Annotated in this window: 26 protein-coding genes and 4 pseudogenes; 13 read left to right on the top strand and 17 right to left on the bottom strand. The window is 70.8% G+C overall.

All coding sequences use genetic code 11. The features are described from left to right. Positions 1-360, top strand: coding sequence for a hypothetical protein (locus tag ACFY9E_RS29790; RefSeq protein WP_390989101.1), 360 nt, complete (start codon positions 1-3; stop codon positions 358-360). On the opposite strand, the gene ACFY9E_RS29785 is transcribed toward ACFY9E_RS29790, so the two are convergent. Both ACFY9E_RS29785 and ACFY9E_RS29780 read right to left on the bottom strand, forming a co-directional pair. Further along, positions 318-1739 carry an MFS transporter gene (locus ACFY9E_RS29785; protein WP_390989099.1) on the bottom strand — a complete coding sequence of 474 codons (1422 nt, stop codon included), beginning with the start codon at positions 1737-1739 and terminating at the stop codon, positions 318-320. The two genes, ACFY9E_RS29790 and ACFY9E_RS29785, sit on opposite strands and share 43 nt — an antisense overlap. Continuing rightward, on the bottom strand, positions 1736-2314 hold the full coding sequence (locus ACFY9E_RS29780) for a WHG domain-containing protein (RefSeq protein ID WP_390989097.1): 579 nt from the start codon (positions 2312-2314) through the stop codon (positions 1736-1738). The genes ACFY9E_RS29785 and ACFY9E_RS29780 overlap by 4 nt, the downstream gene beginning before the upstream one ends. 224 nt (positions 2315-2538) lie before the next feature. On the opposite strand from ACFY9E_RS29780, the gene ACFY9E_RS29775 reads away from it, so the two are divergent. Continuing rightward, positions 2539-2844 (top strand): helix-turn-helix domain-containing protein, encoded by a 306-nt coding sequence (locus tag ACFY9E_RS29775; protein WP_390989096.1) that lies wholly within the window; start codon positions 2539-2541, stop codon positions 2842-2844. Positions 2845-3279: 435 nt separating this feature from the next. Here the strand turns inward: ACFY9E_RS29775 and ACFY9E_RS29770 are convergent. The 4 genes and pseudogenes from ACFY9E_RS29770 to ACFY9E_RS29755 form a co-directional block, all read right to left on the bottom strand. Then, a pseudogene (locus ACFY9E_RS29770) lies at positions 3280-3527 on the bottom strand (IS5/IS1182 family transposase); the annotation flags it as partial. A 17-nt stretch (positions 3528-3544) separates the two neighbouring features. After that, the gene (locus ACFY9E_RS29765) at positions 3545-3862 is read right to left on the bottom strand and encodes a hypothetical protein (protein ID WP_390989094.1); all 318 of its coding nucleotides are present in this window, start codon (positions 3860-3862) and stop codon (positions 3545-3547) included. A gap of 56 nt (positions 3863-3918) precedes the next feature. After that, positions 3919-4446 (bottom strand): TetR/AcrR family transcriptional regulator C-terminal ligand-binding domain-containing protein, encoded by a 528-nt coding sequence (locus ACFY9E_RS29760; protein ID WP_390989093.1) that lies wholly within the window; start codon positions 4444-4446, stop codon positions 3919-3921. 277 nt (positions 4447-4723) lie between these two features. Beyond that, positions 4724-5200 (bottom strand): hypothetical protein, encoded by a 477-nt coding sequence (locus tag ACFY9E_RS29755; RefSeq protein WP_390989091.1) that lies wholly within the window; start codon positions 5198-5200, stop codon positions 4724-4726. Between the two features lie 139 nt (positions 5201-5339). Here ACFY9E_RS29755 and ACFY9E_RS29750 point away from each other — a divergent pair. After that, positions 5340-5525 (top strand): annotated as a pseudogene (locus tag ACFY9E_RS29750) (phosphatase); the annotation flags it as partial. Positions 5526-5530: 5 nt separating this feature from the next. Here the strand turns inward: ACFY9E_RS29750 and ACFY9E_RS29745 are convergent. Continuing rightward, positions 5531-5722 (bottom strand): annotated as a pseudogene (locus ACFY9E_RS29745) (transposase); the annotation flags it as partial. 249 nt (positions 5723-5971) lie between these two features. Between ACFY9E_RS29745 and ACFY9E_RS29740 the strand changes: the two are divergent. Further along, the gene (locus ACFY9E_RS29740; RefSeq protein ID WP_390989090.1) at positions 5972-6247 is read left to right on the top strand and encodes a hypothetical protein; all 276 of its coding nucleotides are present in this window, start codon (positions 5972-5974) and stop codon (positions 6245-6247) included. A 175-nt stretch (positions 6248-6422) separates the two neighbouring features. Here the strand turns inward: ACFY9E_RS29740 and ACFY9E_RS29735 are convergent, their stop codons facing one another. From ACFY9E_RS29735 to ACFY9E_RS29725, 3 genes are all read right to left on the bottom strand, one after another. Then, complete coding sequence (locus ACFY9E_RS29735) at positions 6423-6902, bottom strand: MarR family transcriptional regulator (protein WP_390989088.1); 480 nt, start codon at positions 6900-6902, stop codon at positions 6423-6425. Between the two features lie 11 nt (positions 6903-6913). Continuing rightward, on the bottom strand, positions 6914-7975 hold the full coding sequence (locus ACFY9E_RS29730) for an alkene reductase (protein ID WP_390989087.1): 1062 nt from the start codon (positions 7973-7975) through the stop codon (positions 6914-6916). 75 nt (positions 7976-8050) lie between these two features. Continuing rightward, positions 8051-8956, bottom strand: coding sequence for an alcohol dehydrogenase catalytic domain-containing protein (locus tag ACFY9E_RS29725; RefSeq protein WP_390989085.1), 906 nt, complete (start codon positions 8954-8956; stop codon positions 8051-8053). A 227-nt stretch (positions 8957-9183) separates the two neighbouring features. Here ACFY9E_RS29725 and ACFY9E_RS29720 point away from each other — a divergent pair, with 227 nt between their 5' ends. Continuing rightward, positions 9184-9564 carry a hypothetical protein gene (locus ACFY9E_RS29720; RefSeq protein ID WP_390989084.1) on the top strand — a complete coding sequence of 127 codons (381 nt, stop codon included), beginning with the start codon at positions 9184-9186 and terminating at the stop codon, positions 9562-9564. A gap of 106 nt (positions 9565-9670) precedes the next feature. Here ACFY9E_RS29720 and ACFY9E_RS29715 read toward each other — a convergent pair whose 3' ends face one another. Continuing rightward, on the bottom strand, positions 9671-10810 hold the full coding sequence (locus tag ACFY9E_RS29715) for a helix-turn-helix domain-containing protein (RefSeq protein WP_390989083.1): 1140 nt from the start codon (positions 10808-10810) through the stop codon (positions 9671-9673). Positions 10811-10897: 87 nt separating this feature from the next. Here ACFY9E_RS29715 and ACFY9E_RS29710 point away from each other — a divergent pair, with 87 nt between their 5' ends. Further along, positions 10898-11953 (top strand): FAD-binding oxidoreductase, encoded by a 1056-nt coding sequence (locus ACFY9E_RS29710; RefSeq protein ID WP_390989081.1) that lies wholly within the window; start codon positions 10898-10900, stop codon positions 11951-11953. Between the two features lie 7 nt (positions 11954-11960). Continuing rightward, a complete protein-coding gene (locus ACFY9E_RS29705) occupies positions 11961-13079 on the top strand; it encodes a fatty acid desaturase (RefSeq protein WP_390989080.1) in 1119 nt (372 codons plus the stop codon). A 27-nt stretch (positions 13080-13106) separates the two neighbouring features. Here ACFY9E_RS29705 and ACFY9E_RS29700 read toward each other — a convergent pair. The 3 genes and pseudogenes from ACFY9E_RS29700 to ACFY9E_RS29690 all read right to left on the bottom strand — a co-directional run. Further along, positions 13107-13202: pseudogene (locus ACFY9E_RS29700) on the bottom strand (fic family toxin-antitoxin system, toxin component); the annotation flags it as partial. Between the two features lie 76 nt (positions 13203-13278). Continuing rightward, positions 13279-14268 (bottom strand): aldo/keto reductase, encoded by a 990-nt coding sequence (locus ACFY9E_RS29695; RefSeq protein WP_390989078.1) that lies wholly within the window; start codon positions 14266-14268, stop codon positions 13279-13281. A gap of 289 nt (positions 14269-14557) precedes the next feature. Then, positions 14558-14746 carry a hypothetical protein gene (locus ACFY9E_RS29690; protein ID WP_390989076.1) on the bottom strand — a complete coding sequence of 63 codons (189 nt, stop codon included), beginning with the start codon at positions 14744-14746 and terminating at the stop codon, positions 14558-14560. A 190-nt stretch (positions 14747-14936) separates the two neighbouring features. Between ACFY9E_RS29690 and ACFY9E_RS29685 the strand changes: the two genes are divergently transcribed. Continuing rightward, positions 14937-15734 carry a DUF427 domain-containing protein gene (locus ACFY9E_RS29685; protein WP_390989074.1) on the top strand — a complete coding sequence of 266 codons (798 nt, stop codon included), beginning with the start codon at positions 14937-14939 and terminating at the stop codon, positions 15732-15734. A gap of 87 nt (positions 15735-15821) precedes the next feature. Here the strand turns inward: ACFY9E_RS29685 and ACFY9E_RS29680 are convergent, their stop codons facing one another. After that, on the bottom strand, positions 15822-16232 hold the full coding sequence (locus ACFY9E_RS29680) for a Rid family hydrolase (protein ID WP_390989073.1): 411 nt from the start codon (positions 16230-16232) through the stop codon (positions 15822-15824). A 79-nt stretch (positions 16233-16311) separates the two neighbouring features. On the opposite strand from ACFY9E_RS29680, the gene ACFY9E_RS29675 reads away from it, so the two are divergent. Next, the gene (locus ACFY9E_RS29675; protein WP_390989071.1) at positions 16312-16683 is read left to right on the top strand and encodes a winged helix-turn-helix transcriptional regulator; all 372 of its coding nucleotides are present in this window, start codon (positions 16312-16314) and stop codon (positions 16681-16683) included. Positions 16684-17023: 340 nt separating this feature from the next. On the opposite strand, the gene ACFY9E_RS29670 is transcribed toward ACFY9E_RS29675, so the two are convergent. Together ACFY9E_RS29670 and ACFY9E_RS29665 are read right to left on the bottom strand one after the other, a co-directional pair. After that, positions 17024-18226: a DUF6745 domain-containing protein gene (locus tag ACFY9E_RS29670; protein WP_390989070.1), complete on the bottom strand. Its 1203-nt coding sequence runs from the start codon at positions 18224-18226 to the stop codon at positions 17024-17026. 100 nt (positions 18227-18326) lie between these two features. After that, positions 18327-18653: a hypothetical protein gene (locus ACFY9E_RS29665; RefSeq protein WP_390989069.1), complete on the bottom strand. Its 327-nt coding sequence runs from the start codon at positions 18651-18653 to the stop codon at positions 18327-18329. Positions 18654-18831: 178 nt separating this feature from the next. Here ACFY9E_RS29665 and ACFY9E_RS29660 point away from each other — a divergent pair, with 178 nt between their 5' ends. From ACFY9E_RS29660 to ACFY9E_RS29645, 4 genes are all read left to right on the top strand, one after another. Further along, the gene (locus ACFY9E_RS29660; protein WP_390989067.1) at positions 18832-19791 is read left to right on the top strand and encodes an STM4015 family protein; all 960 of its coding nucleotides are present in this window, start codon (positions 18832-18834) and stop codon (positions 19789-19791) included. Between the two features lie 11 nt (positions 19792-19802). After that, positions 19803-20921 carry an STM4014 family protein gene (locus ACFY9E_RS29655; protein WP_390989065.1) on the top strand — a complete coding sequence of 373 codons (1119 nt, stop codon included), beginning with the start codon at positions 19803-19805 and terminating at the stop codon, positions 20919-20921. 136 nt (positions 20922-21057) lie between these two features. Then, on the top strand, positions 21058-21918 hold the full coding sequence (locus ACFY9E_RS29650; protein ID WP_390989187.1) for an STM4013/SEN3800 family hydrolase: 861 nt from the start codon (positions 21058-21060) through the stop codon (positions 21916-21918). Between the two features lie 119 nt (positions 21919-22037). Further along, entirely contained in the window at positions 22038-23381 is a 1344-nt protein-coding gene (locus ACFY9E_RS29645) for an STM4012 family radical SAM protein (RefSeq protein ID WP_390989186.1), read from the top strand. Positions 23382-23388: the final 7 nt, after the last annotated feature.

Genomic DNA, 23388 nt, shown 5'->3' with positions numbered 1-23388 from the left:
GTGGTCTATCCCGGCGTCGACCGCCTCACCGGCACCGTCACCGTGGCCGACCTGCTCGGCCTGACCGCCATCGACCGGATCACCGTGGTCGGGCAACCGTCGACGCACGCACAGGGGCCCGATCCTGCCACCCCCGTGCTCACCCGCGACCACGTACGACCCGATTGGCGGGACGGGCAGCTCACCCTCGCCGTGCTCCCGGCCGCCGGTGGCGTACTCGCGCCGTTCGAAGTGCCCGACCCCACACCCTGCTGCGCCGATCACGCCTCACGGCCCACCCCTGCCGGGCACTCGGCAGGGGACAGCAGCGCGGCCGATCACGTGCTCCTTCGTACTGATCGCGTTCCATCCCTTGCGTGACGGGCGGGCCGGGGCATTCGTATGGCAAGAGGAGCACCGAGCACGGCCACGCCGGCCAGGACCAGGAGCGCGGGGCCCGTGCCGAGGGGCATCAGCGTGCTCGCGGCCGCCACCCCCAGGGTCGGGCCGACGTTCATCGCGGTCTGCTGGAGGCCGCCCGCCACCCCGGCCGACTCCGGCGGCGCATGCCGTACGGCGACGGTGGTCGCGGTGACCATCAGCGCGCCGAATCCGGCTCCCAGCAGCAGGAACCCACCACCGATCAGCAGCGTCGACGACTCGGGGCCGAGCCGGGACAGCGCCAGCACCCCTGTGGCGAGCAGCGCCGTCCCCGCGAGGGCGGTGGGACGGGCGCCCCATCGGCGCAGCAGTACGGCCGACAGGGGCGCCCCGAGCACCATCATCACACCGCCGGGTAACGCGACGAGACTGGTGCGCAGCGGGTCCATGCCGAGGAGGTCCTGGAGGACGAAGCTGCACACGAACAGCGTGCCGAGCATCGCCGCGGACGCGGCCACCAACACCCCGAGCGCCGCGGTCATCGTCGCCGACCCCAGCAAGGCCGGCGGCAACAGCGGGTCGGGGGTACGCCGTTCGTGGCGGACGAGGGCACCGGCCGAGACGGCCGCGATCAGCAGGCCGACCGCACCGGTCGCCATCCGGCCGTGTTCCGACACACCGACCAGCGTGTGCACGAAAGCCGCCAGGGCGACGGCGAGCAGCGCGGCGCCAGTCAGATCGAGCCGGGGCATGGGCCCCGGCCTCGTCCGCTTCGTCTCCGGGGGACGCAACGCCAGCGCCAGGAGACCCATGACCAGCGCCGGTACGACGTTGAGGAAGAAGACCGCCCGCCAGCCCAGCTGGGCGACGAGCACACCCCCGACCAGCGGGCCGGCCGCGGCCGCGACCCCGATGGCGCTGGTCCGCAACGCGATGGGCATGTCCAAGCGGTCGGACGGGAACGCGGCCCGCAGCATCCCGAGCGTGGCGGGCTGCAACAACGCTCCGAAGATGCCCTGGACGACCCGCAACCCGATCACCCAGCCCACTTCGGGCGCGCACCCGATTCCCGCGGAGGCCGCGCCGAACCCCAACACCCCCCAGGCGAAAACCTGTTGATGACCGAACCGGTCACCGATCCGCCCGGCGAACACCAGGAGGCCCGCCACCGCGATCAGATAGCCGGTACTGGTCCACTGGACCTCGGTGAGGGACGCGTCGAGGTCGCGTCGCAGGGTGGGCTGGGCGATCGTCAGTACCGTCCCGTCGAGGGCGACGATCACGGCACCGAGCACGCTGTTGGCGAGCGTGAGGCGGGGGTGCGGCGCGCGTTTCGGCCCGTCCCGGTCGACGTCGGCCTCCGTGGTGGACGCCGTCATCGTCCTCCCCTCCCCAGATGTGCCTCCAAAGCGGCGTCGAGCAACGGGACGAAGTTGTCCGCTCCCGTGGTGAGTTGAAGGCTGCCCCACGTCCACAGCTGGGCGATGCCGTACAAATTCGCCAGCAGTGCGCCCGCGACGAGGGGGGCATCGGCGTCGGGCCGGGCCTGTCCGACGAGATCCACCAGCAGGGAGAAGATCGGCAAACTGGCGTCTCGCAGACCCAACTCATTACTCTCGAGCAGATCGTGACGGAACATCAGCTCATGCATGCCCCGGTGGGTGAGCGCGAAGTCGAGATACACGCGTCCCAGCGTCGAGATCTGTTCGCGCGGGCTGGCCGTGCCGTCCCCGAGCGCCGCGACCCCCTGCCCCGCCAACTCCTCGAACCCGCGGCGCGCGATGGCCGACAAAAGCTCCAGGTGGGTCGGGAAGTAGCGGCGCGGCGCCCCGTGCGACACGCCCGCCCGCCGCGCGATCTTCCGCAGGGAGAGCGCCTGAACGCCCTCCGTCGTCACCAACTCCACTCCCACGTCCACCAGCCGGGACCGCAGTCCCGTGTTCGGCTCGTTCATAGACACTGTCTACCAAGCACGGTAGACAGTGTCTACTGCCCGCTGTGGTCGGCCGCATCTTCCAGGACACAGGGCGCTCCGCCGTCAGGGTCGCCTGTGAGCAGGTGCCGCTTGCGGCCGTTGATCTCCTTCCCGGCGTAAGGTGCGCGCCGGCCCGGCGGACTCATCCCCTGGGGGTCTTGAGGTGACGCGCGGGCTGCCAGGGGGACCCCCGGCTGCCGCCCGTGCTGCTCTACCCCTTGCTGCACGAACCGGCCGCGGCGACCCTCACCACCCCGCTGACTGCACTGCTCGGGCGTACCCGGGCGACCGTGTTGCGCGTCGCAGCGTCGGGAGCGGGCGCCACCACCGGGGAGATCGCCCGCGCGGCGGGGATCTCCCCGTCCTCCGTCAGCAAACACGCCGGGGTGTTGCGCGGCGCGGGACTGCTGATCAGCAGCCGACACGGCGGGAACGTTCTGCATACCCTCACACCGGCCGGTCTTTCCATGCTGCGCGCCGACGCCCGAGCCTCGACGACCGCTCCCTGAGCGAAGGCGGCGGGTACGTACCGGCGGCACGCACCGTGTCTCTCATGGCATCGCCACAGAGGGCAGCCTCCGTGGGCGCCGGCCGTTCGCTGACCAGCCGTGGTCGGAGCTGACTAAGCCCTGTTTCCTTGACCGTCTACAGGCTGGGACGTTGCGGGTGGTCCATGGGGGTGCCGTCAGGAGCCCGCCCGAAGGCGGCCTCTGGAACGTCGGGGGTTCCCGTGCCGGATCCTCGTCGGGGACGATTGCGGTCCCGGGCGTCCGTTGCCCGGCCACGAGATCCAGTTCCGGATACCAGGCGTCCTCAGGCACGGAGTACATCACGGTGATCGCGTAGTCGCCGTCGGGGTGTCGAAAGACCATTGCCGCATGCTGCCATGCTGGACTGAGAAGGTCGTCTCCGAAATATATGGCCCGACGCCCCTGTGCCGGGGCCCAGATGAGGACGGCAGCGACGTAGAGCGCCGCCTGGTAGGCGATCGCGAGCTGTCCGTCCGCATGGCCAGCCCCCGCCACTGCTTGAGCCGGCTGATGCATCGTTCGACCGCGTTGTGCTGCTTGTACGCCTCGGCGCCGAAGGCGGCCGGCCGGCCACCCGAGCGGCCTCGGCGCCGACGGTGACCGGCCTGGTCGGGCGGCTGGGGAACGACGGCGCGGATCCCGCCTTGGCGGAGATGCTTCCGGCCCGCGCTCCCGCGGTTCACGCTGCGCCGGCCGCCGCGAGCAGCGCCACCGGCAACAGCAGTATCCATTGCGGCAGGCGCAGCAGCGGTTTCGACCAGTTGGCCGCCAGGGACACGATGAGAAACACGCCGGAGTAGGCCACGAAGTGGGCGGCCAGGAGCCAGGCGATGGTGTCACCGCCGGAGCGGTTGCCCAGCGCCAGCCAGATCAGGGCGGCGGCGGCCAGGAGCAGGTCGGCCGTGACCATGTGCCAGACCGCGTGCAGGACACGGCGGGGCTCGTCGGGGAGGTTGCCGGCCAGCAGTGGCCGGATGACATCCCGACCGCCAGCCACGGCATGGATGGCTGCGACCGCGCCGGCCGTTATGCCGGCGGCGAGAAACCAGGCGTTCATCGGGTCTCGATTCCGCGGCCGACGAGGGCCGCCAGTTGTGTGGCCAGCCGTGGGCCGGGCTGTTCGCCCACCAGGGCGACGTGGAAGAAGACGGCGCCAGCCAGCGTGTCCAGAACCAGGTCGACCGGTAGGCCGGGGTCGGCCTCCCCGCGCTGCACAGCTCGCTCGAACACCGGCGCCAGCCCGTCCTTGGCCGGGGTCAGGAAGTCGGAGCGAATGCGGACCTGCAATTCCGGGCCGGCGGCGAAGTCGGCCAGCAGGCCCGGCAGGGCAGCGGCCGCGGCCGGGGTGGAGAACTCCTGGATCAGTGCCTCCAGCAGGGCGGTGAGATCGCCGGTCAGGCTGCCGGTATCCGGTGCCGGGGCTGCTTCGGTCTGAGTGAAGACCGCCTCGTACACCAACTCGGCCTTGCCCGACCAACGGCGGTAGATGGTGTCCTTGCCGACGCCGGCCCGAGCCGCCACCGCACCGATGGAGGTGGCGGCGTAGCCGAGTTCAGTCACCAGCTCGGTTGTGGCGGTCAAGATCGCCTGATGGGCCCGGCTGTCTCGGGGGCGCCCGCGCGGGGCATGGGGAAGCGTCACTCGATTAACCATACGGGACGGCCCGATTGGGAAATAGGTCGGGTACAACGCGCGGAGATGAGGCCCGTTCTCGCGAGCACTACCACTTCAGGGATGCTCTGCGGCTGCTGCCGATCCACCGCGACCAAGAACCGTCATGGGCCGGTGTCGCCGTCCGCAGTAGAGACGCAGCCGGGGTCGCCCACAGCCACAGAAGCGGTCCGCGTTGGCCCTCCGGTCAGGTGTGGATGGCGAGCTTGAATTCGGCGAGCACGAGGTCGCAGGCGGTGCTGTCATTGTGCGAGACGAGCAGCGCGAGTGGCGTGCCGATGGAGGTGAACAGGCCGTGGGCCTTGGTGAAGCACTGCATGCCGGGCGACGGCGGACGGTGGTCGGTGGCCGTAGAGTCGTAGCCGGTGGACAGGTTCAGCGGGTCGCGGACGAAGCGGTCCCGCAGCTCAGTGTAGGAGCCGTCTTCCCACTGGATCATCGCGTAAATCTGGCCCCAGCCCGCGGTGGAGGGCCAGATGAGGCCGGAGCGGTCGTCCGTGGCCCAGTTGGTGACGGTGTAGGCGTCCGGCTGGACGGCCTGGTGCATGTTGTGCGCGTCGTACGGCTCGCCGGAGCCGAACGGGAAGCGGACGATGTGGTAGGCGCCGTCGGCGGGGATCGACTGCGCGGCTTCGGTCTTCAACGAGCACACGTAGACAGTCACTTGCGTCTCCTAGGCCAGGGGCTGCATGACGCGGGTTTGGGCGCCCGTGTATCTTCACCCCGGTCGCCCCGGAGGAAAAGAGGAAAGGCAACTCCCCCGACGTCCGAGTGCGTGACCTGTTGCGGCTGGCCGAGAATTGACCGACGGTGAGACCGCCTGGGCACGGCGTGACGGGGCCGACGACGCACTGCTGACGCCTTCGCCCGCTTCCCGATTGGTGGACGTCAACCTGGATCCGCCGTTCCCGAGTGCGCCCGGATTCCGGGCCGTGGTTCTGCTGGCCCGCCCTGAATTCGTCGAACCCTTCCGGCCCCGGGTCGCTTCTCACTTCGCGTAGGAGTCGTAGACGGTCTCGTGCGGCGGAAGTCATGAGGCAGGTACTCCCATGGGATGCCGGTGCGGTTGAGGTAGAGGATCGCGTTGACGATCTTCCGTAGGTCGTGCCCCCGGGCCGCCACCTGTCCGCCCCGCCCGCCAAGCGATGAAGACCGGCTCGATCAGAGCCCAGCGGGCATCGGACACATCGCCGCGGTACGGACGGCGAGCATCACCAGCGGGTGGGGCCCGCTGTCGCGGGGGTCGTGGTGGCGGCCGAACATTGAGCTCGGCTCGCCTCTGGCGAACCGCTCGGCCGCCCGGAGCCGTAACTCCGCGCGGAACTGCTGACGTTCGGCGGTCAGCCCGCCACCCTGTGGATACCTCATGCTCGGTCATACGGCAGGGACCGCGTCCCGTCAGCCCTCCACGACACCACGACTTCAACCTCAGTAGGTGGCCGCCGACGTAGGCGTCGTCGACGCGGGTTGCTCAAGGGGCGGGCTTGTGATGGGCGGATTCGCGGCGCGGGTCGTCGCCGGCCTGCAGGAGCTTGCGGAGGTCGGCGGTCACCCGGACGCGGCTGATCCGGCCGTCCTCTATGTGCGGTCGGTCGACGTCGGAAAAGGGCTCGACATTCCCGTGGGAGAGGTGTTGCTGCCTGCACCGGGACGGCTCGCGCTTGCCCCTGACTCCCCGCTCGTCCCCGTTCTCCCGGACGTACGGCGGTGAGCGGGGGTCCCGCCCGATCGGCTGGCTCGCCTCACCGGGCTTCCCACACGTGGGAAGCCCGGATCCGTTCAACGCTGGTCTTCGTGAGCCGAGTGCTCTGCGGCTCCGCCCACTTCGCAGGACGCCGGAAGCGCCTCGCACTCCAGGCGGGAACCCGGGTGCACGCCGAGGTGAGTTACTCGGACTCCTCCCGCGGAAGAGCACGGTTGTTGATCGCGTCGGCGATGGCGTAGGCGGTGCGGACGAAGGACTCCGCCTGCTCCGCCGACAGGTTCAGCGCCGAGGTCTCCTCCAGGGCCCGCCACATGGCGGCCAAGGGCTCACGCATGGCACGGCCCTTGTCGGTGAGGTGGACGACCATGACGCGCCGGTCGTGTGCGGCCGGCTCGCGGATGAGCAGACCGGCGTCCTGCATGCGGCGTAGGGACTTGGAGACGGTGGAGTGGTCCAGGCCGACGCTTTCCAGCAGCTCGGACTGGGTCTGGCCGTCCCGGTCCAGGAGTTGCATCAGCAGCAGCTCCTGTCCGGGATGCAGGTCCATCTCGCGGAGCATGGCGGCAGCGCGGGCACGGTGAGCACGGGCGAGCTGGAAGATCGCGTAGCTCATCGGCCCCTCGCTGGCCGTACTCGGGATGCGGGGTGTGGGGGCGGGCATGGTTCGGTTCCTCAAGCGGTGTGGGTGGGGTAGTCGGTGTAGCCGGCCGCTCCGCCGCCGTAGAAGGTCGCCGGGTCGGGGGTGTTCAGCGGCGCGTCAGAGCGTAGCCGCTCGACCAGGTCCGGGTTGGCGAGCGCAAGGGCGCCGACGGAGACGAGGTCGGCCGTGCCGTGGTCGATGTCCTTGGCGCGGGTGGGCAGGTCGGTGCCGCCGCGGTTGAGGATCAGCGTGGTCGGCCACAGCGCGCGCAGGGTGCCCAGCAGCGCGTCGTCGCCCGCGTGGAGGACGTGGAGGTAGGCGAGGCCGAGCGGGCTGAGGGCGCGCAGGAGCGCCGGATACAGCTCGGCGGTGTCGGACTCGACGATGTCGTTGTAGGGGTTTCCGGGAGAGACGCGCAGGCCGGTGCGGTCGGCACCGATCTCGTCGGCCACGGCGGTGGCGACCTCGACGGCGAAGCGGATGCGGCTCTCGAGGGAGCCGCCGTAGCGGTCGGTGCGCTGGTTGGTGTTGTCGGACAGGAACTGGTGCACCAGGTAGCCGTTGGCGCCGTGGATCTCCACGCCGTCGGCGCCTGCCGCGACGGCGGCCGCTGCGGCGCGGCGGAAGTCGTCGACGGTCGCCGCGACCTCCCGCGTCGACAGCGCACGGGGGGTCGGCATCTCCTGGGGCCCGGACGCGGTGAACATCGTGCCCTGCGGCCGGATGGCCGAAGGGGCGACCGGCAGACGCCCGTGGGGGGTGTTGTCGGGATGGGCAATGCGTCCGGTGTGCATCAGCTGGATGACGATCCGTCCGTCGGCCGCGTGCACGGCGTCGGTGACCTTGCGCCACCCGGCGATCTGCTCGTCATTGTGGATGCCGGGGGTGAGGAGGTAGCCCTGGCCGTCGGCGGAGGGCTGTGTCCCCTCGGTGATGATCAGCGCGTGCGAGGCCCTCTGGGCGTAGTACTCGGCGTTCAGCTCGGTCGGTACGCCTTCAGGGGTGGAGCGGTCACGGGTCATGGGGGCCATGACCAGGCGGTGCGGGAGGGAGAGGGCACCGACAGTGGTGGGTGTCCACAGGGAGTTCAGCATGAGTGGTCCTTGGGTGCGGTGGTGAACGGGTGATGATCGGGTAAGCGGAGCGTCGCGGAAGAAGAGACGGCGTGATCAGTCGAGGGTGAGGACGAGCTTGCCCCGGACGTGCCCGGCGTCGCTGACCTGCTGGGCCGTGGCGGCCTGGTCCAGCGGGTAGGCGGTGACGGTGGTGACGGCCTTGCCGGTCGCGGCGTCCTCGGCCAGGGCGGCCAGGCGGGCGGCCGAGCGTTCCTTGGGACCGTTGGCGAAGGTGATGCCGAGCTGGTGCGCGCGGAAGTCGGCGATGGTGACGATGCGTTCGGTGCCGCCCCGCAGGGTGATGGAGTCCTCGAGGGCCCCCTTCCCGGCCAGGTCGAACACCGCGTCCACGCCGTCGGGAGCGAGCGCGCGGACCCGCTCGACCAGACCCTCGCCGTAAAGGGTCGCGGTGGCGCCGAGCGAGGCGAGGTAGTCCTGGTTGGCGGGGCCGGCGGTGCCGATGACACGTGCTCCGCGGGCAGTGGCGAGCTGGACCGCCAGGGTTCCGACCGCTCCGGCCGCGCCGTGCATCAGCACCGTCTCCCCCTCGGCGACGCCCAGAAGGTTCAGGACCCGCTCGGCGGTCTCGCCCGCCACGGGCAGTGCGGCCGCGTGCTGCCAGTCGAGGCCGGCGGGCTTGGGAGCCACGGTGGTGGCCAGCGCGTACTGGGCGTACGAGCCGGTGTCCGACCAGCCCAGCACCTCATCGCCCACCTGCATGTCCCGCACGCCCTCGCCCAGGGCGTCCACCACGCCGGCGAGCTCGTGACCGGGGACGGAGGGGAGCGGCGTGGGGAACACTGCCTCCAGTGCGCCGGAGCGGATCTTGCCGTCCAGCGCGTTCAGCCCGGCCGCCTTGACGCGGACGCGGACCTGTCCCGGGCCGGGCTGCGGGATCTCGATGTCCGCCTCGCGCAGCACGTCCGTGCCTCCGAAACGGTCGAACAGGATGGCTTTCATGACGACTCCTCTCGTGCCACCACCCATTTAGGTGGCTGGACACATAATCACCGTAACAGCAAATATGTGGCTAGCCAAGTATTAGCCAATGGGCTGCGCGAGACCGGTCATGGTCGCGTCGGCCTCCTCGGGGCGGCCGTCGAAGCGGGAGGCGCCCCGCCAGGGCACCCCTTGCGCGGCCAAGGACTGCCTCGACCGGAAACCGGACGGCCGGCCAGGCCGTGGCGGTGCGCGGTTCCCTTCTGGTTCAGGGCCCGGCTCAGCTCGCGGTTGACCGCCCGAGCAGCCTCCAGCTCCGCGTCCCTCTCCTCCAGCCGCGCCAACAGCTCGGTGTTCGCCTCTTCCAGGCGGGAGACCTGGCACTGAAGCTCTTCCTGGTCGGTGGGGGCACCGAGGCCCGGCTGCCGCCACGCCTGCTCGCCCAACAGCTCGGCCTGCCGGCGCTCAAGGCGCTGGGTCCGGCTGACGAGCCGGGTGTTGCGGGTGTGTGCGTCGGCGAGGTCTGCCTGGAGCGAGGCGAGGCCGACCGGGGCCCGGCCCCGGGCTCCGACGCAGAGGGTTGCCGTTCGGCGGCGTGGATGGGGGCGCGCAGGTTGCGGTGGCGGTAGAGGAAGGCGCGGTCGACCCCGGTCTGCCGGGCGATGCCGCTCGGGCGGCTCGCCGTGCCGTTCCCGGGCACCATAAAGGGAGTGACAGCGGGGGGCGAAGAACGCGTCAGCTGACCCGAAGGCCGACCGCCAGCGTCAGTTCAAGGACCCGGTGCGGCGATGCGAGATCCGGAAACAGCTCCCGCAGTTGCGACATCCGGTACCGGACGGTCTGGGGATGGACGAACAACGCCGCCGCCACCTCGTCCCGCCTGCCCTGGTGCAGCAGCCACTCCCGCAACGTCTCCTCAAGCCGCCGCGCGGTCGCAACAGGCAAGGTACGCAACGGTGCGAGGGCTCGGGCGCGCAGGTCTGCGAACGCGTCCGTGTCGGCGCTCAGCACCAGTTCGGGCAGGTGGTCCTCGGTGTCGCGAATATCGGAGGAGAGGGAGCGCGCGCGTGCGGCTCGCGCGTAGGAGGCGGACGCACGAGTCCATGGCCGGGCCGGGCCGACCACGGCGGTGCGGTCGGTCAGCTGCCGCAAGAGATGTGATCGGTCGGCATCGGGGACGAGCAGCACACCGGTGGCGTCCGGCAGATCGTCGAGGACGAGGGTGCTCGGGTCGAGCGCGCGGTAGGCAGGCCGGGCCTGGGCGGCGGGCAGCAGAACCGCGGTCAGCGAATCCGGAGGCTGCCACCCGGCCCGTTGAGCGGAGACGAGCAGCACGTCCGGGCTCGCGCCGGCGAGGAGATCGCGGGCCAAGTGCTCCAGGTGGCGCTCCTGGTCCCTGCCCCGGGCGGCCAGTTCGTCGGCGTGGCCCGCGGCGCTCGCGGCAGAGAGCTCGTCGATGTAGGCGAAGGTCAGCTCGGCGAACTTGGCGACCTCGGCGGCGGGCAGACCTGTGGAGACAGCACCCGCTGCCAGGCATCGCCAGGCCACTCGGGCGCCGACGCGGTACGCGCTGAGCAGGGCGTCCATCGAACGGCCGTCACGCACCTCGCCGCGGCCCAGCTCGTAGGCCGCGTCACCGCCGTCGCCGCCGGTGGCGTTCCCGCTCGCGAGGTCCAGGTAGTGCCCCAGGGCGGTGCGGACGGCTCGGCGGATGGTGGCGCCCATGTGACCCGAAAGGGCGTTGGCGTAGGGAGGGACCTCGTCGATGATCGCCTGGACGACCTCGTCGGCGGTGGCCTTCAGCGCAGCCCGAAGTGCGGTGACCGTCGTCTCATCCAGGGCCAGTTCACTGGCCCTCCGGATTGCATGGCTCACTTTTTTATTCCCTGCGAACAATTCGACCGACCAGATTCACGTCCTACGGTCAGGACTTTACGCCCTGAGACGCAGCAAGCTGGAGTCATGACGAGTACAGCCCTCCGCACCAGGGCGTGGAAACTGCTGGAGATGGTCACGACGCCGCTGCTGCCGTCGGACTACCTCGACCTGGTCAGCCCGCTGCGTGCGGGCGCTGACCTGCGGGGGCGCATCGAGGCCGTGCACCCCGAGACGGGTGACGCCGCGACTGTCGTGATCAGGCCGGGACGGGGCTGGCGCGGCCACACGGCCGGTCAGTACGTGCGGATCGGGGTCGACGTCGACGGGGTGCGCCTGTGGCGTGCCTACTCCATCACCTCGCCGACAAACCGTCAGGACGGCCGCGTCACGATCACCGTGAAGGCGATTCCGGACGGCAAGGTCAGCAACCACCTGGTCCGCAGGGCGAAACCGGGCACGCTGATCCAGCTCGACCAGCCGACCGGTGACTTCGTGCTGCCGCAGACCAAGCCCGCCAAGGTGCTCTACCTGACGGCCGGCAGCGGCATCACGCCCGTGATGGGCATGCTGCGCGACATCGAGTTCGACGACGTCGTCATGGTCCACTGCGCGCCACAGCCGCAAGACGTGATCTTCCGCAACGAACTGCACGACCTGGTAGCGGACAAGAAGCTGCGGCTCATCGAGGTGCACACCGACACAGACGGCAGGCTCGACATCGCCCGTCTCGACGAACTCGTGCCCGACTGGGCCGAGCGCGAGACCTGGGCTTGCGGGCCCGCGGGCCTGCTCGACGCCGCCGAAGAGCACTGGAGCGAGCACGGCGCCCAAGAGCGCCTGCACACCGAACGCTTCCGCCCCAGCATCGTCGTCGCCGGCGACGGCGGGGAGGTCACGTTCAGCGCCACCGGCAAGACCGCCGACGCGGACGGCGCCACGCCGTTGCTGGACGTCGGCGAGGAGGCCGGCGTGCTCATGCCCTCCGGGTGCCGCATGGGCATCTGCTTCGGCTGCATCACGCCGCTCAAGGCGGGCGCCGTCCGCGACCTGCGCACCGGCGAGATCACCGAGGCCGAGCCCGGCGTCCTCATCCAGACCTGCGTGTCCGCCGCGGCGGGCCCCTGCGACATCGAACGGTAGGAGCACCTTGACCGCCATCGACCCCACCGCCCACCTGACCGCGGAGCAGATCGAGGAGCTTGGCCGCGAGCTGGACGCGATCCGCGACGAGGTGATCGCCGACCGCGGCGAGAAAGACGCCGCGTACATCCGCAAGGTCATCTCGGCGCAGCGCAAGCTCGAGCTGGTCAGCAGGGGCGTGCTGCTGTTCTCGATCTTCCCGCCCGCGTGGCTGATCGGCACCGCCGGTCTGTCCGTGGCGAAGATCATGGACAACATGGAGATCGGGCACAACATCCTGCACGGCCAGTGGGACTGGATGCGGGACCCGAAGATCCACTCCACCACCTGGGAATGGGATCACGTCTCGCCGGCCGACCAGTGGAAGCACTCGCACAACGAGCTGCACCACACGTACACCAACGTGATCGGCAAGGACAACGACCTCGGCTACGGCATCATGCGCGTCGACGAGGACCAGAAGTGGCACCCGTTCCACCTCGGCCAGCCGCTGTGGAACTTCATCAACGCCTGCTTCTTCGAGTACGGCATCGCAGCGTACGACCTGGAGCTCGGCAAGAACCTGCACAAGCGCCGCCGCAAGAACCCGGAGTTCCGCGCGCGGGCCAAGGCCGTGGGCCGCAAGATCCGCAAGCAGGTGCTCAAGGACTACGTGATCCACCCGCTGCTGTCGGGCCCGTCGTTCCTGCCCACGCTCGCCGCCACGTTCACCGCGAACCTGGTCCGCAACCTCTGGACCCACTCGGTGATCATGTGCGGGCACTTCCCCGAGGGTGTACAGGTCTTCGAGCGCCGGTCGATCAAGGGCGAGACGCGCGGCCAGTGGTACCTGCGCCAGATGATGGGCTCGGCGAACATCAGCGGCAGCAAGGCCATGCACTTCATGACCGGCAACCTGTCGCACCAGATCGAGCACCACCTGTTCCCGGACCTGCCGAGCAACCGGTATGCCGAGGTCGCGGTGAAGGTGCGCGCGTTGTTCGAAAAGTATGAGCTGGAGTACGTCACCGGGCCGCTGCCCAAGCAGGTGTTCTCCGCGTGGCACAAGGTCTTCCGGCTCTCGCTGCCGAACAAGAAGCCCAAGGTCAAAACGCCGGCCCGCGAGCAGGAGCTCCTCGCGGCCTGATTTCGGTATCGGTTCAGATACTTCGGCCGTACCGGCGGCACCCCTCCGCAGCAGAGCGGCGATCTTCCCCGCGGTGCAGGCGGGGTAGAGGAGCAGGTCCTTGAGGGCGACGGCGTCCTCGCGGCGCACATCCCAGGGGAGACCGATGCCCCCCCGCGTTCCCAACGGAGCCCCCACATGGTGTGTGCGCCTCCTCCGCCTACCGGTTGACGGACCGCATGCCTGCCTCGTCGTACCGCTCACCGGCCGCCTCGGGCAGCTCCGCCTCGATGCGGGCCAAGTCGTCCTTCGTCAGGTCGATGTCGACGGCGGCGGCGTTCTGCTCCAGGTAGGTGCGGCGCTTGGTGCCCGGGATCGGCACCAGGTCCTCGCCCTGGGCCAGCACCCACGCGATGGCCAGCTGGGCCGGCGTCACGTCCTTCTCGGCGGCGATCTCCTTCACTTTCACCGCCAAGCGCAGGTTCGCCTCCAGATTGGCGTCCTGGAAGCGCGGGTTCTGGCGGCGCCAGTCGTTGGCGTCCAGGTCGTCCGGCGAGGTGAACCGCCCGGCGAGGAAGCCGCGGCCGAGGGGCGAGTACGGTACGAAGCCGATGCCCAGCTCCCTGCAGGCGGGCAGCACCTCGGCCTCCACGTCCCGCGACCACAGCGAGTACTCGCTCTGCACGGCCGTGACCGGGTGCACGGCGTGCGCACGCCGGATGGTCCGGGCGCTCGCCTCGCTCAGCCCGATGTAGCGCACCTTGCCCTCGGCGACCAGTTCACCCAGCGCGCCGACCGTCTCCTCGATGGGCACGTTCGGGTCGACCCGGTGCTGGTAGTACAGGTCGATGTGGTCGGTTCCCAGACGCTTCAGGGAGCCGTGGACCGAGCTGCGGACGTGTTCGGCCGAGCCGTCCTGCGGGCCGACCGTGCTGATGTCGCCCGGTACAGCGTCGTCCATCCGGTAGTTGAACTTCGTCGCGATCACATACTCGTCGCGGCGCCCCCGGATCGCCTCGCCGACGAGGGACTCGTTGGTGAGCGGGCCGTACATCTGCGCGGTGTCGAGGAAGTTCACCCCGAGGTCGAGGGCGCGCCGGATCGTCGCGACGCCCTCCTCCTCGTCGGCGGTTCCGTAGAAGGCGGACATGCCCATGCACCCCAGACCGATGGCCGATACCTGCAATTCCCGCAGACTGCGCTTCTGCATGTCGTGTCCAGCCTTCCCTGCACGCTTGATCGTCCTTCGGGCGGCACGAAGTCTCCCGTCCATCCAGGCACAGATCCCAGCACCCGGCAGCCGAGGGGGGAGACGGCCTCGTGCGCCGTTGTGTCCTCGACGTTATGACTTCGAGCGCACTCCATGGCAAGTGAGATGTGAGGAAGGTCTGGCTCCTGGTCGGGCACCCCACGCGTTTGCAGCTCCAAGGCCTGAAGCAGACGAGCCTGGAACCGTTCGTCCTCGCGTACGGGATGCGGCGCCCGGGACGCCGGTGGTATCAGCGGCCGCCCTTGCGCGGGACGACGCCGCCGGCGACCGCCAGCCACGTCTTGGGTCCGGTGCCCGGCTGCAGATCGTCCGGCGCGCCCGCCTCTGCCATACGGGTGGGCACCCATCCGGGGTCGACCGCCTGGCTGCGGGTTCCCTCCCAGACGATGTTGACCGTGGTCACTTCCAGGTGGCGCATGCCTCCGGCGTGAAGAGTCGCCGCTGGGGACGGAGTGTCCGGTGGCCTGCATCTCCTGCGCGGTCCCGGGGCGAAACAGGGTGGAGAACAAGGACCGCGGAGGAGAGATCGTGACCGACACGGGCGTGGACCGGGGCGCAGTGCCGCCGAGAACCGTGACGACGTCGACTGCACCGGCCGGTGATCACCGATGACGAGATGGGCACCCCGGCCCGATGGCGGACGGCCCTCGGGGAAACCCTGCTCCCACACCTGGACGGCGGACCCACCGCCGCTGAGTGAGACGTGCGCGTCCTGCGCGACCCGCGGACGCGCACCGGCCGACCTGCTGCTGTGCCTGACCTGCGGCCACGTGGGCTGCGGCGACAGCTCTCGTGGGGCTCACGCCACGGCGCACTTCGGCTCCAGCGCACACCCGGTGGCACGCACCCTGGCACACGACCGGGAATGGGCCTGGTGCTACGAGGACGAGGTGTATCTGGACCCGCTGGAAGAGCCCTTGCCGCGTTCCGCCCCGCGGACGCCCGAGTCGGTCTGGGACTACCCGCGGCCGCCCGTCATGCGGGAGGACGACCGTGACGTGCGGGTGGAGTGCGCCGGCCAGGTGGTGGCCGAGACCCGCAGGGCCGTCCGGGTACTGGAGACCACCCATCCCCCCGTGTTCTACATCCCTCCGCGGGACGTCCGTACGGAGCTTCTGTTCCCGGCGGTCGCAGGCCGGACCTGGTGCGAATGGAAGGGGGCGGCCCGGTACTGGGACGTCGTCGTGGGAGACGACGTACGCGCTCGCGCCGCTTGGAGCTATCCCCGTCCCGAGCCCGGCTACGCAGCCCTCGCCGACCTCTTCGCCTTCTACCCGAACCGCATGGACCGCTGCACGGTCGACGGAGAAGAGGTCACGGCGCAGGAGGGGGACTTCTACGGCGGCTGGATCACCGCGGAGGTGCGGGGGCCGTTCAAGGGTGCCCCGGGCACCCGACTGTGGTGAGGGGCGACGGTGACGCAAGAGTTCCGCGCCGCCCACATCCGCATGCGCCGCCGCGAAAACGCAATCCGCGTCGCGCCGGGGGCCGGCTCAGTCGAGGATCGCGGTCGCCTCCACCTCGACCAGGACGTCGGGCTCGAAGAGGTAGTCGACCCCGATCAGCGAGGAGGGCGGAAGCGGCACCGTCAGCCCGATCTCCTCCGCCACCTGGCCGACCCCTGCCATGAACGCGTCGATCTTCTCGGGAGCCCAGTCCGTGACGTAGAACGTGAGCCTCAGGACGTCGTCGAACGACGCACCCGCCCCCGCTAGGCCCTTCCCGGTGTTCCGCAGCGCGTGGGCGACCTGTCCGGCGAGGTCTCCCGGGGCGACGGGAGACCCGTCCGCCGACCGGGCGACCTGGCCGCTGACATGCACGTGACGCCTTCCGGTGCCCACGGCCACATGCTCGTACGGGGTGGGCTGCATCAAGCCTTCGGGTGTGAAACGAAGGACGGACATGGAGGTCTCCTCACGTCGGCAAACTCGGTATACCTTTGCTACCTGGTAGACGAAGGACACTTCAAGGAGACCAGGTATCGTGCCGGGTACTACGCACAGCCACCACGACGAACTCAGGATCGAGCACCCCCACCGGGAGTTCCTCGACCAAGTGCTCGACAAGTGGTCACTGAGCGTCCTCAACGAACTCTGCCAACGCCCCTGTCGCTTCAACGACCTGCGCCGTGCGATCCCCGCAGTGACTCAGAAGTCGCTCACCGCGACGCTGCGCCGACTCGAACGCAACGGCATCGTGGAACGCGTGCTCCTCAGTTCCCGCCCCGTCGCCGTCGAGTACCGGATCACACCCCTGGGCAAGACCATGCGGCAGCCAATCGAGGTGCTCCTGGAGTGGGTCGCGACCCACATGCCCGAAGTGGAACGCGCCCGCCGCGCCTTCGACCTCGCATGAACTGGCCGGCACGGCGGAGCTCCGCTCGTAGTGCGGGGTGCGAAGTCCAGCCCTGGCGGGCGGGGCGGATGCTTGTGGGGTGGACCACCGCTCGCCGGGCGCACCCTCCAGGATCGCGTCCCGTCGAGGTGTTGGTGGACAGTGTGCGCAGCTCTGGTGCCTGCGCTCGACCGACTCCCTCGGGGAGGGGCGGGCCTCATTCCGGCGCAGAGTAAGGCCGGGCGGTAACAGCCGAGACCCACGCGTCGCAAACCAAGCGCAGCGCTTCCGCCGTCGGCCCGGACGGCTCACAGCCCGAAGTATGGAGGGCCGCGAGACCTGACCGCGTCGGCCGACGCGGTCAGGTCTCGCGGCTCGGCGCGTACACGTCCGCGCCGAGCCCGAACGTCCAGGCGACGCCCTGCCGGGCCGTGCGGGTCGAGGGCGGGACACGCAACCAGTAGGTGCGCCGGGTGCCGTCCGGCTCCGGTGTGCTGTTCAAGACCTCGACCATCACCACGGGCTCGTCGCCGTTCAGGTCGATCCGCCACAGCGTGCCCGTCTCGTCCGAGTGCAGAGGACGCGCGCCGGAGTCCGCCAGGTAGCGCTCGTAGCCGTAGTACTCCAGCATCACCCGGCGCAACTCGGCGTTCTCCTCGGCCCGGATGCGGTCCGGCGTCAGCGTGGACAGCTCGGCGAGGAAGGCGGCGGGGACCGGCATGCCACGCCAGGCATGCAGAGCGAACCCGTCACGGTAGGCGAGGGCGGGGCCGTCCCCGCGGTCGAGGCGGCCCGCCTCGTCGCGGTGCAGGGCGACAGGGCGTTCGCAGACGACCGCGACTGATGCGAACGGCCACCACCAGCCCGCGCTGCGGCACACCGCGCCCAGGCCGTCCAACGGCGCACGGTCGGTGGGAAAGGCGGCCAGCCAGGGAGCGTCGTGCTGACCCAGCACCGCGTCCAGCAGAAGCAGCCGAATCGCGGTCTCCTGAGCGCGGTCGGCGGCACTCCCCCGACCCGTGGAGCCGGGCCCGCCGCCCGTTCCGGCCGCACCGCCCGATTCCGCAACAACCCCCGCGCCCACAGCGCCGCCCGCGCCCGCCGTGTCACCCGAGTCGGCCGTGTCGCCGGCGCCGCCGCACAGGTCGTTCAGCAGCCCTGTGCTGATCCGGTCGACCAGCGTCTGCGTGGACTCCCAGAGGCGGCCACCGGTCGCCCCCCAGTGCGCCGACCAACCGGCAGGGCCCAACTCCTGGTACAGCCGGTCGCGTTCGAGCGCCCACGGCTTCGTCCGGATCTCCTCACGCACGCTGGGGCCCTTGTCTTCCAGGCCCAGCAGCAGCGTGACCGCGCCGCGAGGGGAGTCGGCCCACAGCACCCGCTCAGGTTCCGCAAGACCGGCCCGCCGGTAGGCGAGGCGTACGCCTGCCTCTGCCGCCGCGCGCTCGGCCGGAGCCGTCGCCGTGGCACACCCACGCCAGAACTCCACGTCCCCGCAAGCGCCGGCCCTCGCCTGAAAACCCTCCGGCCCCTCCCCCTCGTCCAGCCCGCCCGAAACGGTCATCCGACCCTCCGTCGCCGTTGGTGGGGAACCCATCGACCCCGTCGGCCCCATTGACTTCAGTGACTTCATCGACCCCGTCGAACCCATCGAGCCCGTCCCCTCAGTCCGCCACGATCCGCACGGACCCCGGCACGTACTCCCGCTGCCGGATCACCCGGTACCACCCCCGGGGAAGAGGGATCCACGCGTGCTCCTCGTGCACCACCCGTCCGCCCTGGGGCAAATGCAGGAGCAGGGGACCGAACGGCCCCGGCTCCCGCACCAGTTCACCCGGCCCGACGACCGCGTGCGCGTGGCCGGTGACCTCGCCCAGCGCCAGCACCAGCCGGCCCCGCGCGTCGCGCGGCTCCCGGGGCGAGGCGGCGACATGCGCCGGCACCGCCTCCTCGTCCAAGGGCACGATCAGCACGTCTCCCTGCCGGTACACGGCAGCCTCCCTCCCACCGGCGCCCACGCACCGGCCTCATGACTCATGACCGTAGGGGCAGCCACTGACAACGGGAGGAACCGCGGGCCCCGTCACGGGCCCTGTCAGTGCCAGTTGGTAGAACTGCGGTCACGACGGAACACCCCGTCCTCTTCACACTCTTCACAGGAGCAGCCGCATGACCATCGTTGACCATCTCGACGCGCTCCACCGGCTGCCCGCCCACACCTTTCCCGGCCCCGACGAGCGGACGGACGACCTGCCCGAGGCGGACTCCGTCGCCTGGCGCGTCACCAGCGACGTCTACGACGCCGACGAGGACTGGACCAAGGCTTTCGCGCGATTCCGCGCCACCGTCGACACCACGCGCGTGCGCGCGCTGATAGTCGGCGCCTGGCAGGAGGCGTACGACACCGACCCGTCCGACGTCATCGAGGCGCTGGTGGCCGCACGGGACCGCTTCCCCGCTCTGCGGGCGCTGTTCCTCGGCGACATGGTGATGGAGGAGTGCGAGATCTCCTGGATCAACCAGACCGACGTCACACCGCTTCTCACCGCCTTCCCCGAGCTGGAGGAGTTCGGCGTCCGCGGCGGCTCCGGGCTGCGTTTCCCCGCCCTGCGCCACACCGGCCTGCGCAAGCTGACCATGGAGTCCGGCGGGCTGCCCGCCGAGGCCGTCCGCGGTGTCGCCCACAGCGACCTGCCCGCTCTGGAAGTACTCGACCTGTGGCTGGGCACGCCCGACTACGGCGGCGACAGCGAGGCCGCCGACCTGGCGCCCATCCTGTCCGGCGCCCGACTGCCGCGCCTGCGCCACCTTGCCCTGCGCAACAGCGAGATGCAGGACGCCATCGCCGCCGCGATCGCCGCCGCCCCTGTGGTCGCCCGCCTCGAAGTGCTGGACCTGTCCATGGGAGTCCTGACCGACGACGGCGCCGCCGCCCTCCTCGCCGGACAGCCGCTCACCCACCTCAAGGAACTCGACCTGCACCACCACTACATCAGCGAGCCCCTCCTCGAGCGCCTGCGACAGACGCTCGGACCCGCCGGCGTGGCCGTGAACCTGGACCGCGACGACGCCGACGAGGACCAGGACGGTGACGGCACGGTGTGGCGGTACGTCGCCGTGGGCGAATGAGCGTCACGGGCGTGCGATCCGGCCGTCCCCCCGGCCGCCGCTTCGCGGTCGTGGGCAATCCGGAGAACCGCCGGGTCACCCTCTTCGCCGAGGCGGTGCGCGCGGCCGGGCTGCCGGCCCCGCGTGTCGTCCCGTGGCCGGACGTACTACGCGCGGGCGGAGCCGAGTTCGGCGCGGGGGAGATCGTCCGTATCGACTCCCCCGGGGAGAACACCGACGTCGACCGGCTGCTCCGCGGCGTCGAGGATCCCACCCGGGTGGAGGGCTCGGCCCGCTGGTACGCCGGGTTCACCGCCGCGCTGCGCTCCCTGCGCGGCGGCATACGGCTCGACGATCCCGACGACCTGGCCGTGCTCTTCGACAAACGGCGCTGCCACGCCGTCCTCGACGCGGCAGGCGTGCCGGTCCCCACCTCGCCCACGTCGGGGCCGGGGGCCGCACCGGTCCACGGCTGGGACGACGTACGGACGCTGATGCGGGAGCACCGGATGCACCGGTTGTTCGTCAAGCCCGCGCACGGCTCGTCCGCGTCGGGCGTGCTGGCCGTGGAGTCGGCGGGGGCCGGGCGCATCCGGGCCACCACCTCGGTGGAACTCACGGCAGACGGAAGACTCTTCAACTCGCTCAAGGTGCGCCGCTACGAGCGTGAGGGGGACATCGCGGCCATCGTCGACGCGCTCGCTCCGGACGGCCTGCACCTGGAACGCTGGCTGCCGAAGGCCTCGCAGCAGAGTCGGGTCGCGGACCTGAGAGTCGTCGTGGTGGCCGGCCGAGCCACCCACGCGGTGGTCCGCACCAGCCGTTGGCCTCTGACCAATCTCCACCTCGGCGGCAGCCGGGGCGACCTCGACACGGCCCGGCAGGCCGTCGAGGCGGCAGGCGCTCGCTGGGCCGACCTGCTGGACGTGTGCGAGCGGGCCGCGGCCTGTTTCCCGCGCACCCTGTGCGTGGGCGTCGACCTGCTGCCGGCCGTCGGGTGGCGCAGAGCCGCCATCGGCGAGGTCAACGCGTTCGGTGATCTGCTGCCCCGGCTCACCGGCCTGCCCGGCAGCGGAGCGGAAGGCCTCGACACGTACGCCACCCAGGTCGCGGCCGCCCTGCACGCCTACGGCGGCCGACCCGCCGAGTGACCACAGCCCCCCTCCCCCCGCAACAAGCACGACCAGCACGACCAGCACGCCAACAGAACAGGAACCAGCGCCCATGCCCTCGCCCGCACCGACCCCTGAGCCGCTCCCGCCCACGCCGGCAGCGGGCGAGCCGGACATGAACGAGATCGTCGGCAGCCACGACCTGCTCCTCGTCACCCTCGACACCCTGCGCTACGACGTCGCCGCAGAACTCGCCGCCGCCGGACGCATACCCAACCTGACCCGCCACCTGCCCGACGGCCGATGGGAGCAGCGGCACGCCCCGGGCAGTTTCACCTACGCCTCGCATCAGGCGATCTTCGCGGGCTTCCTGCCCACCCCGGCCGCGCCCGGACCGCACCCGAGGCTGTTCGCGGCGAGCTTCGCGGGCAGCGAGACCACCGCCTCGAAGACCTTCGTCTACGACACCCCCGACCTCGTCTCCGGGCTGGCGAAAGTGGGCTACCACACCGTCTGCGTCGGAGGGGTGGGCTTCTTCAACAAGCAGGGCCCGCTCGGCTCGGTCCTGCCCGGCCTCTTCGAGGAGTCGCACTGGGAGCCGGAGTTCGGCGTCACCTCACCCGCGTCCTTCGAGAACCAGGTGGCCCGCGCGGAACGCGTGATCAGCGAACTCCCCGACGAGCGGCGGCTGTTCCTCTTCGTCAACGTGTCCGCCCTGCACCAGCCGAACTGGTTCCACCGGCCCGGCGCGACCCGGGAGGACGGCGACACCCGCGAGACGCACGCCGCCGCACTGGAGTACGTCGACCGGCACATCGGCCGACTGTTCGCCGCCGCGAGCAGCCGGCGCCGCTGCTTCGCGATCGTCTGCTCCGACCACGGAACCGCTTACGGTGACGGCGGCTACACCGGCCACCGTCTCGGTCACGACTGCGTCTGGACCGTGCCCTACGGCCACTTCTTCCTCGAACCCGCACCTTCCACGACCGAACCCGCGACGCACCCCGACGCCCGCCCGACCGAGGCCACCCGATGACCGCCACCGCATCTCCGACCACCGCAATCCAAGCCCCGGCCACCGCCACCACGTCTCCGACAGCCTCGGCCCAAGCCCCGGCCACCGCCACCACGTCTCCGACAGCCCCGGAACAAGCCCTGGAGACGTCCGCCGCACCGGCCACCCCCGCCGGCGGCCCCTACCAGAGCTACGTCTACGCCTACCCCCACAAGACGGCCTACCGCCCCCTCCCCCACCGGCCCCAGCTCGCCTCCCTGTGGGCCGCCGAGCCCAAGGACGCCCTCTCCCTCTACCTGCACATCCCCTTCTGCGAGGTCCGCTGCGGCTTCTGCAACCTCTTCACCCGCATCGGCGCCCCGGACGGCCTGACCGGCGCCTACCTGGACGCCCTGGAACGCCAGGCAGACGCCGTACGCGAGGCGCTCGGGGACGGCGACGAGGTCCGCTTCGCCACCGCGGCCTTCGGCGGCGGCACCCCCACCTTCCTCACCGCCGCCGAGCTGGAACGCCTCTGCGACATCGCCGAGCACCGCATGGGCGCCGACCTGCGCGCCGTCCCCCTGTCGGTCGAGGCGTCGCCCGCCACCGCCACCGCCGACCGGCTGGCGGTGCTGGCCGACCGGGGCGCGACCCGCCTCAGCCTCGGCGTGCAGAGCTTCGTCGACTCCGAGGCCCGCGCCGCCGTTCGCCCGCAGCGACGTGCCGACGTGGAGTCCGCGCTCGGACGCGTCCGCGACGCCCGCATCCCGGTGCTCAACATCGACCTGATCTACGGCATCGACGGCCAGACGGAGGACACCTGGCGCCGGTCCCTGGACGCGGCCCTGGCCTGGCGGCCCGAGGAGCTGTACCTCTACCCCCTGTACGTGCGCCCCCTCACCGGCCTCGGCCGCCGCGGCGGCGGCCCCGACCCCGCCTGGGACGAGCAGCGGCTCCGGTTGTACCGCGCCGGCCGGGACCACCTTCTCGCGCACGGCTACACCCAGCAGTCCATGCGCATGTTCCGCCGTGCCGACGCCCCGCCGCAGGGCGCCGACGACTACGCCTGCCAGACGGACGGCATGATCGGCCTCGGCTGCGGCGCCCGCTCGTACACCGCCGGCCTGCACTACTCCTTCGACTACGCCGTGAGCATGCAGGAGATCCGCGCGATCATCGATGACTACGTCGGCGCCACCGACTTCTCCCATGCCGAGGTCGGCTACGCCATGGACGCCCACGAGGCGCGCCGCCGTCACCTGCTGCAGTCGCTCCTCCAGGCCGAGGGACTGCGCCTCGACGACTACCGGGCCCGCTTCGGCGTCACCCCCGCCGACGACTTCCCCGAACTGGCCGGATTCGCCGAACTCGGCTGGCTGGCCGACGGCGACTCCGAGACCCTCCGGCTCAGCCCGGAAGGCCTCGCCCACTCCGACGCGATCGGCCCCGCCCTGTTCTCCCCCGCCGTGCGCGCCGCGATGGCCGCCTACGAGAGGAAGTGACCGGCCC

This window comes from Streptomyces sp. NPDC012466, assembly GCF_042955215.1.
In the GTDB taxonomy this organism is placed as follows: Bacteria; Actinomycetota; Actinomycetes; order Streptomycetales; family Streptomycetaceae; genus Streptomyces.
This window is presented reverse-complemented; position numbering and strand designations above follow the sequence as displayed.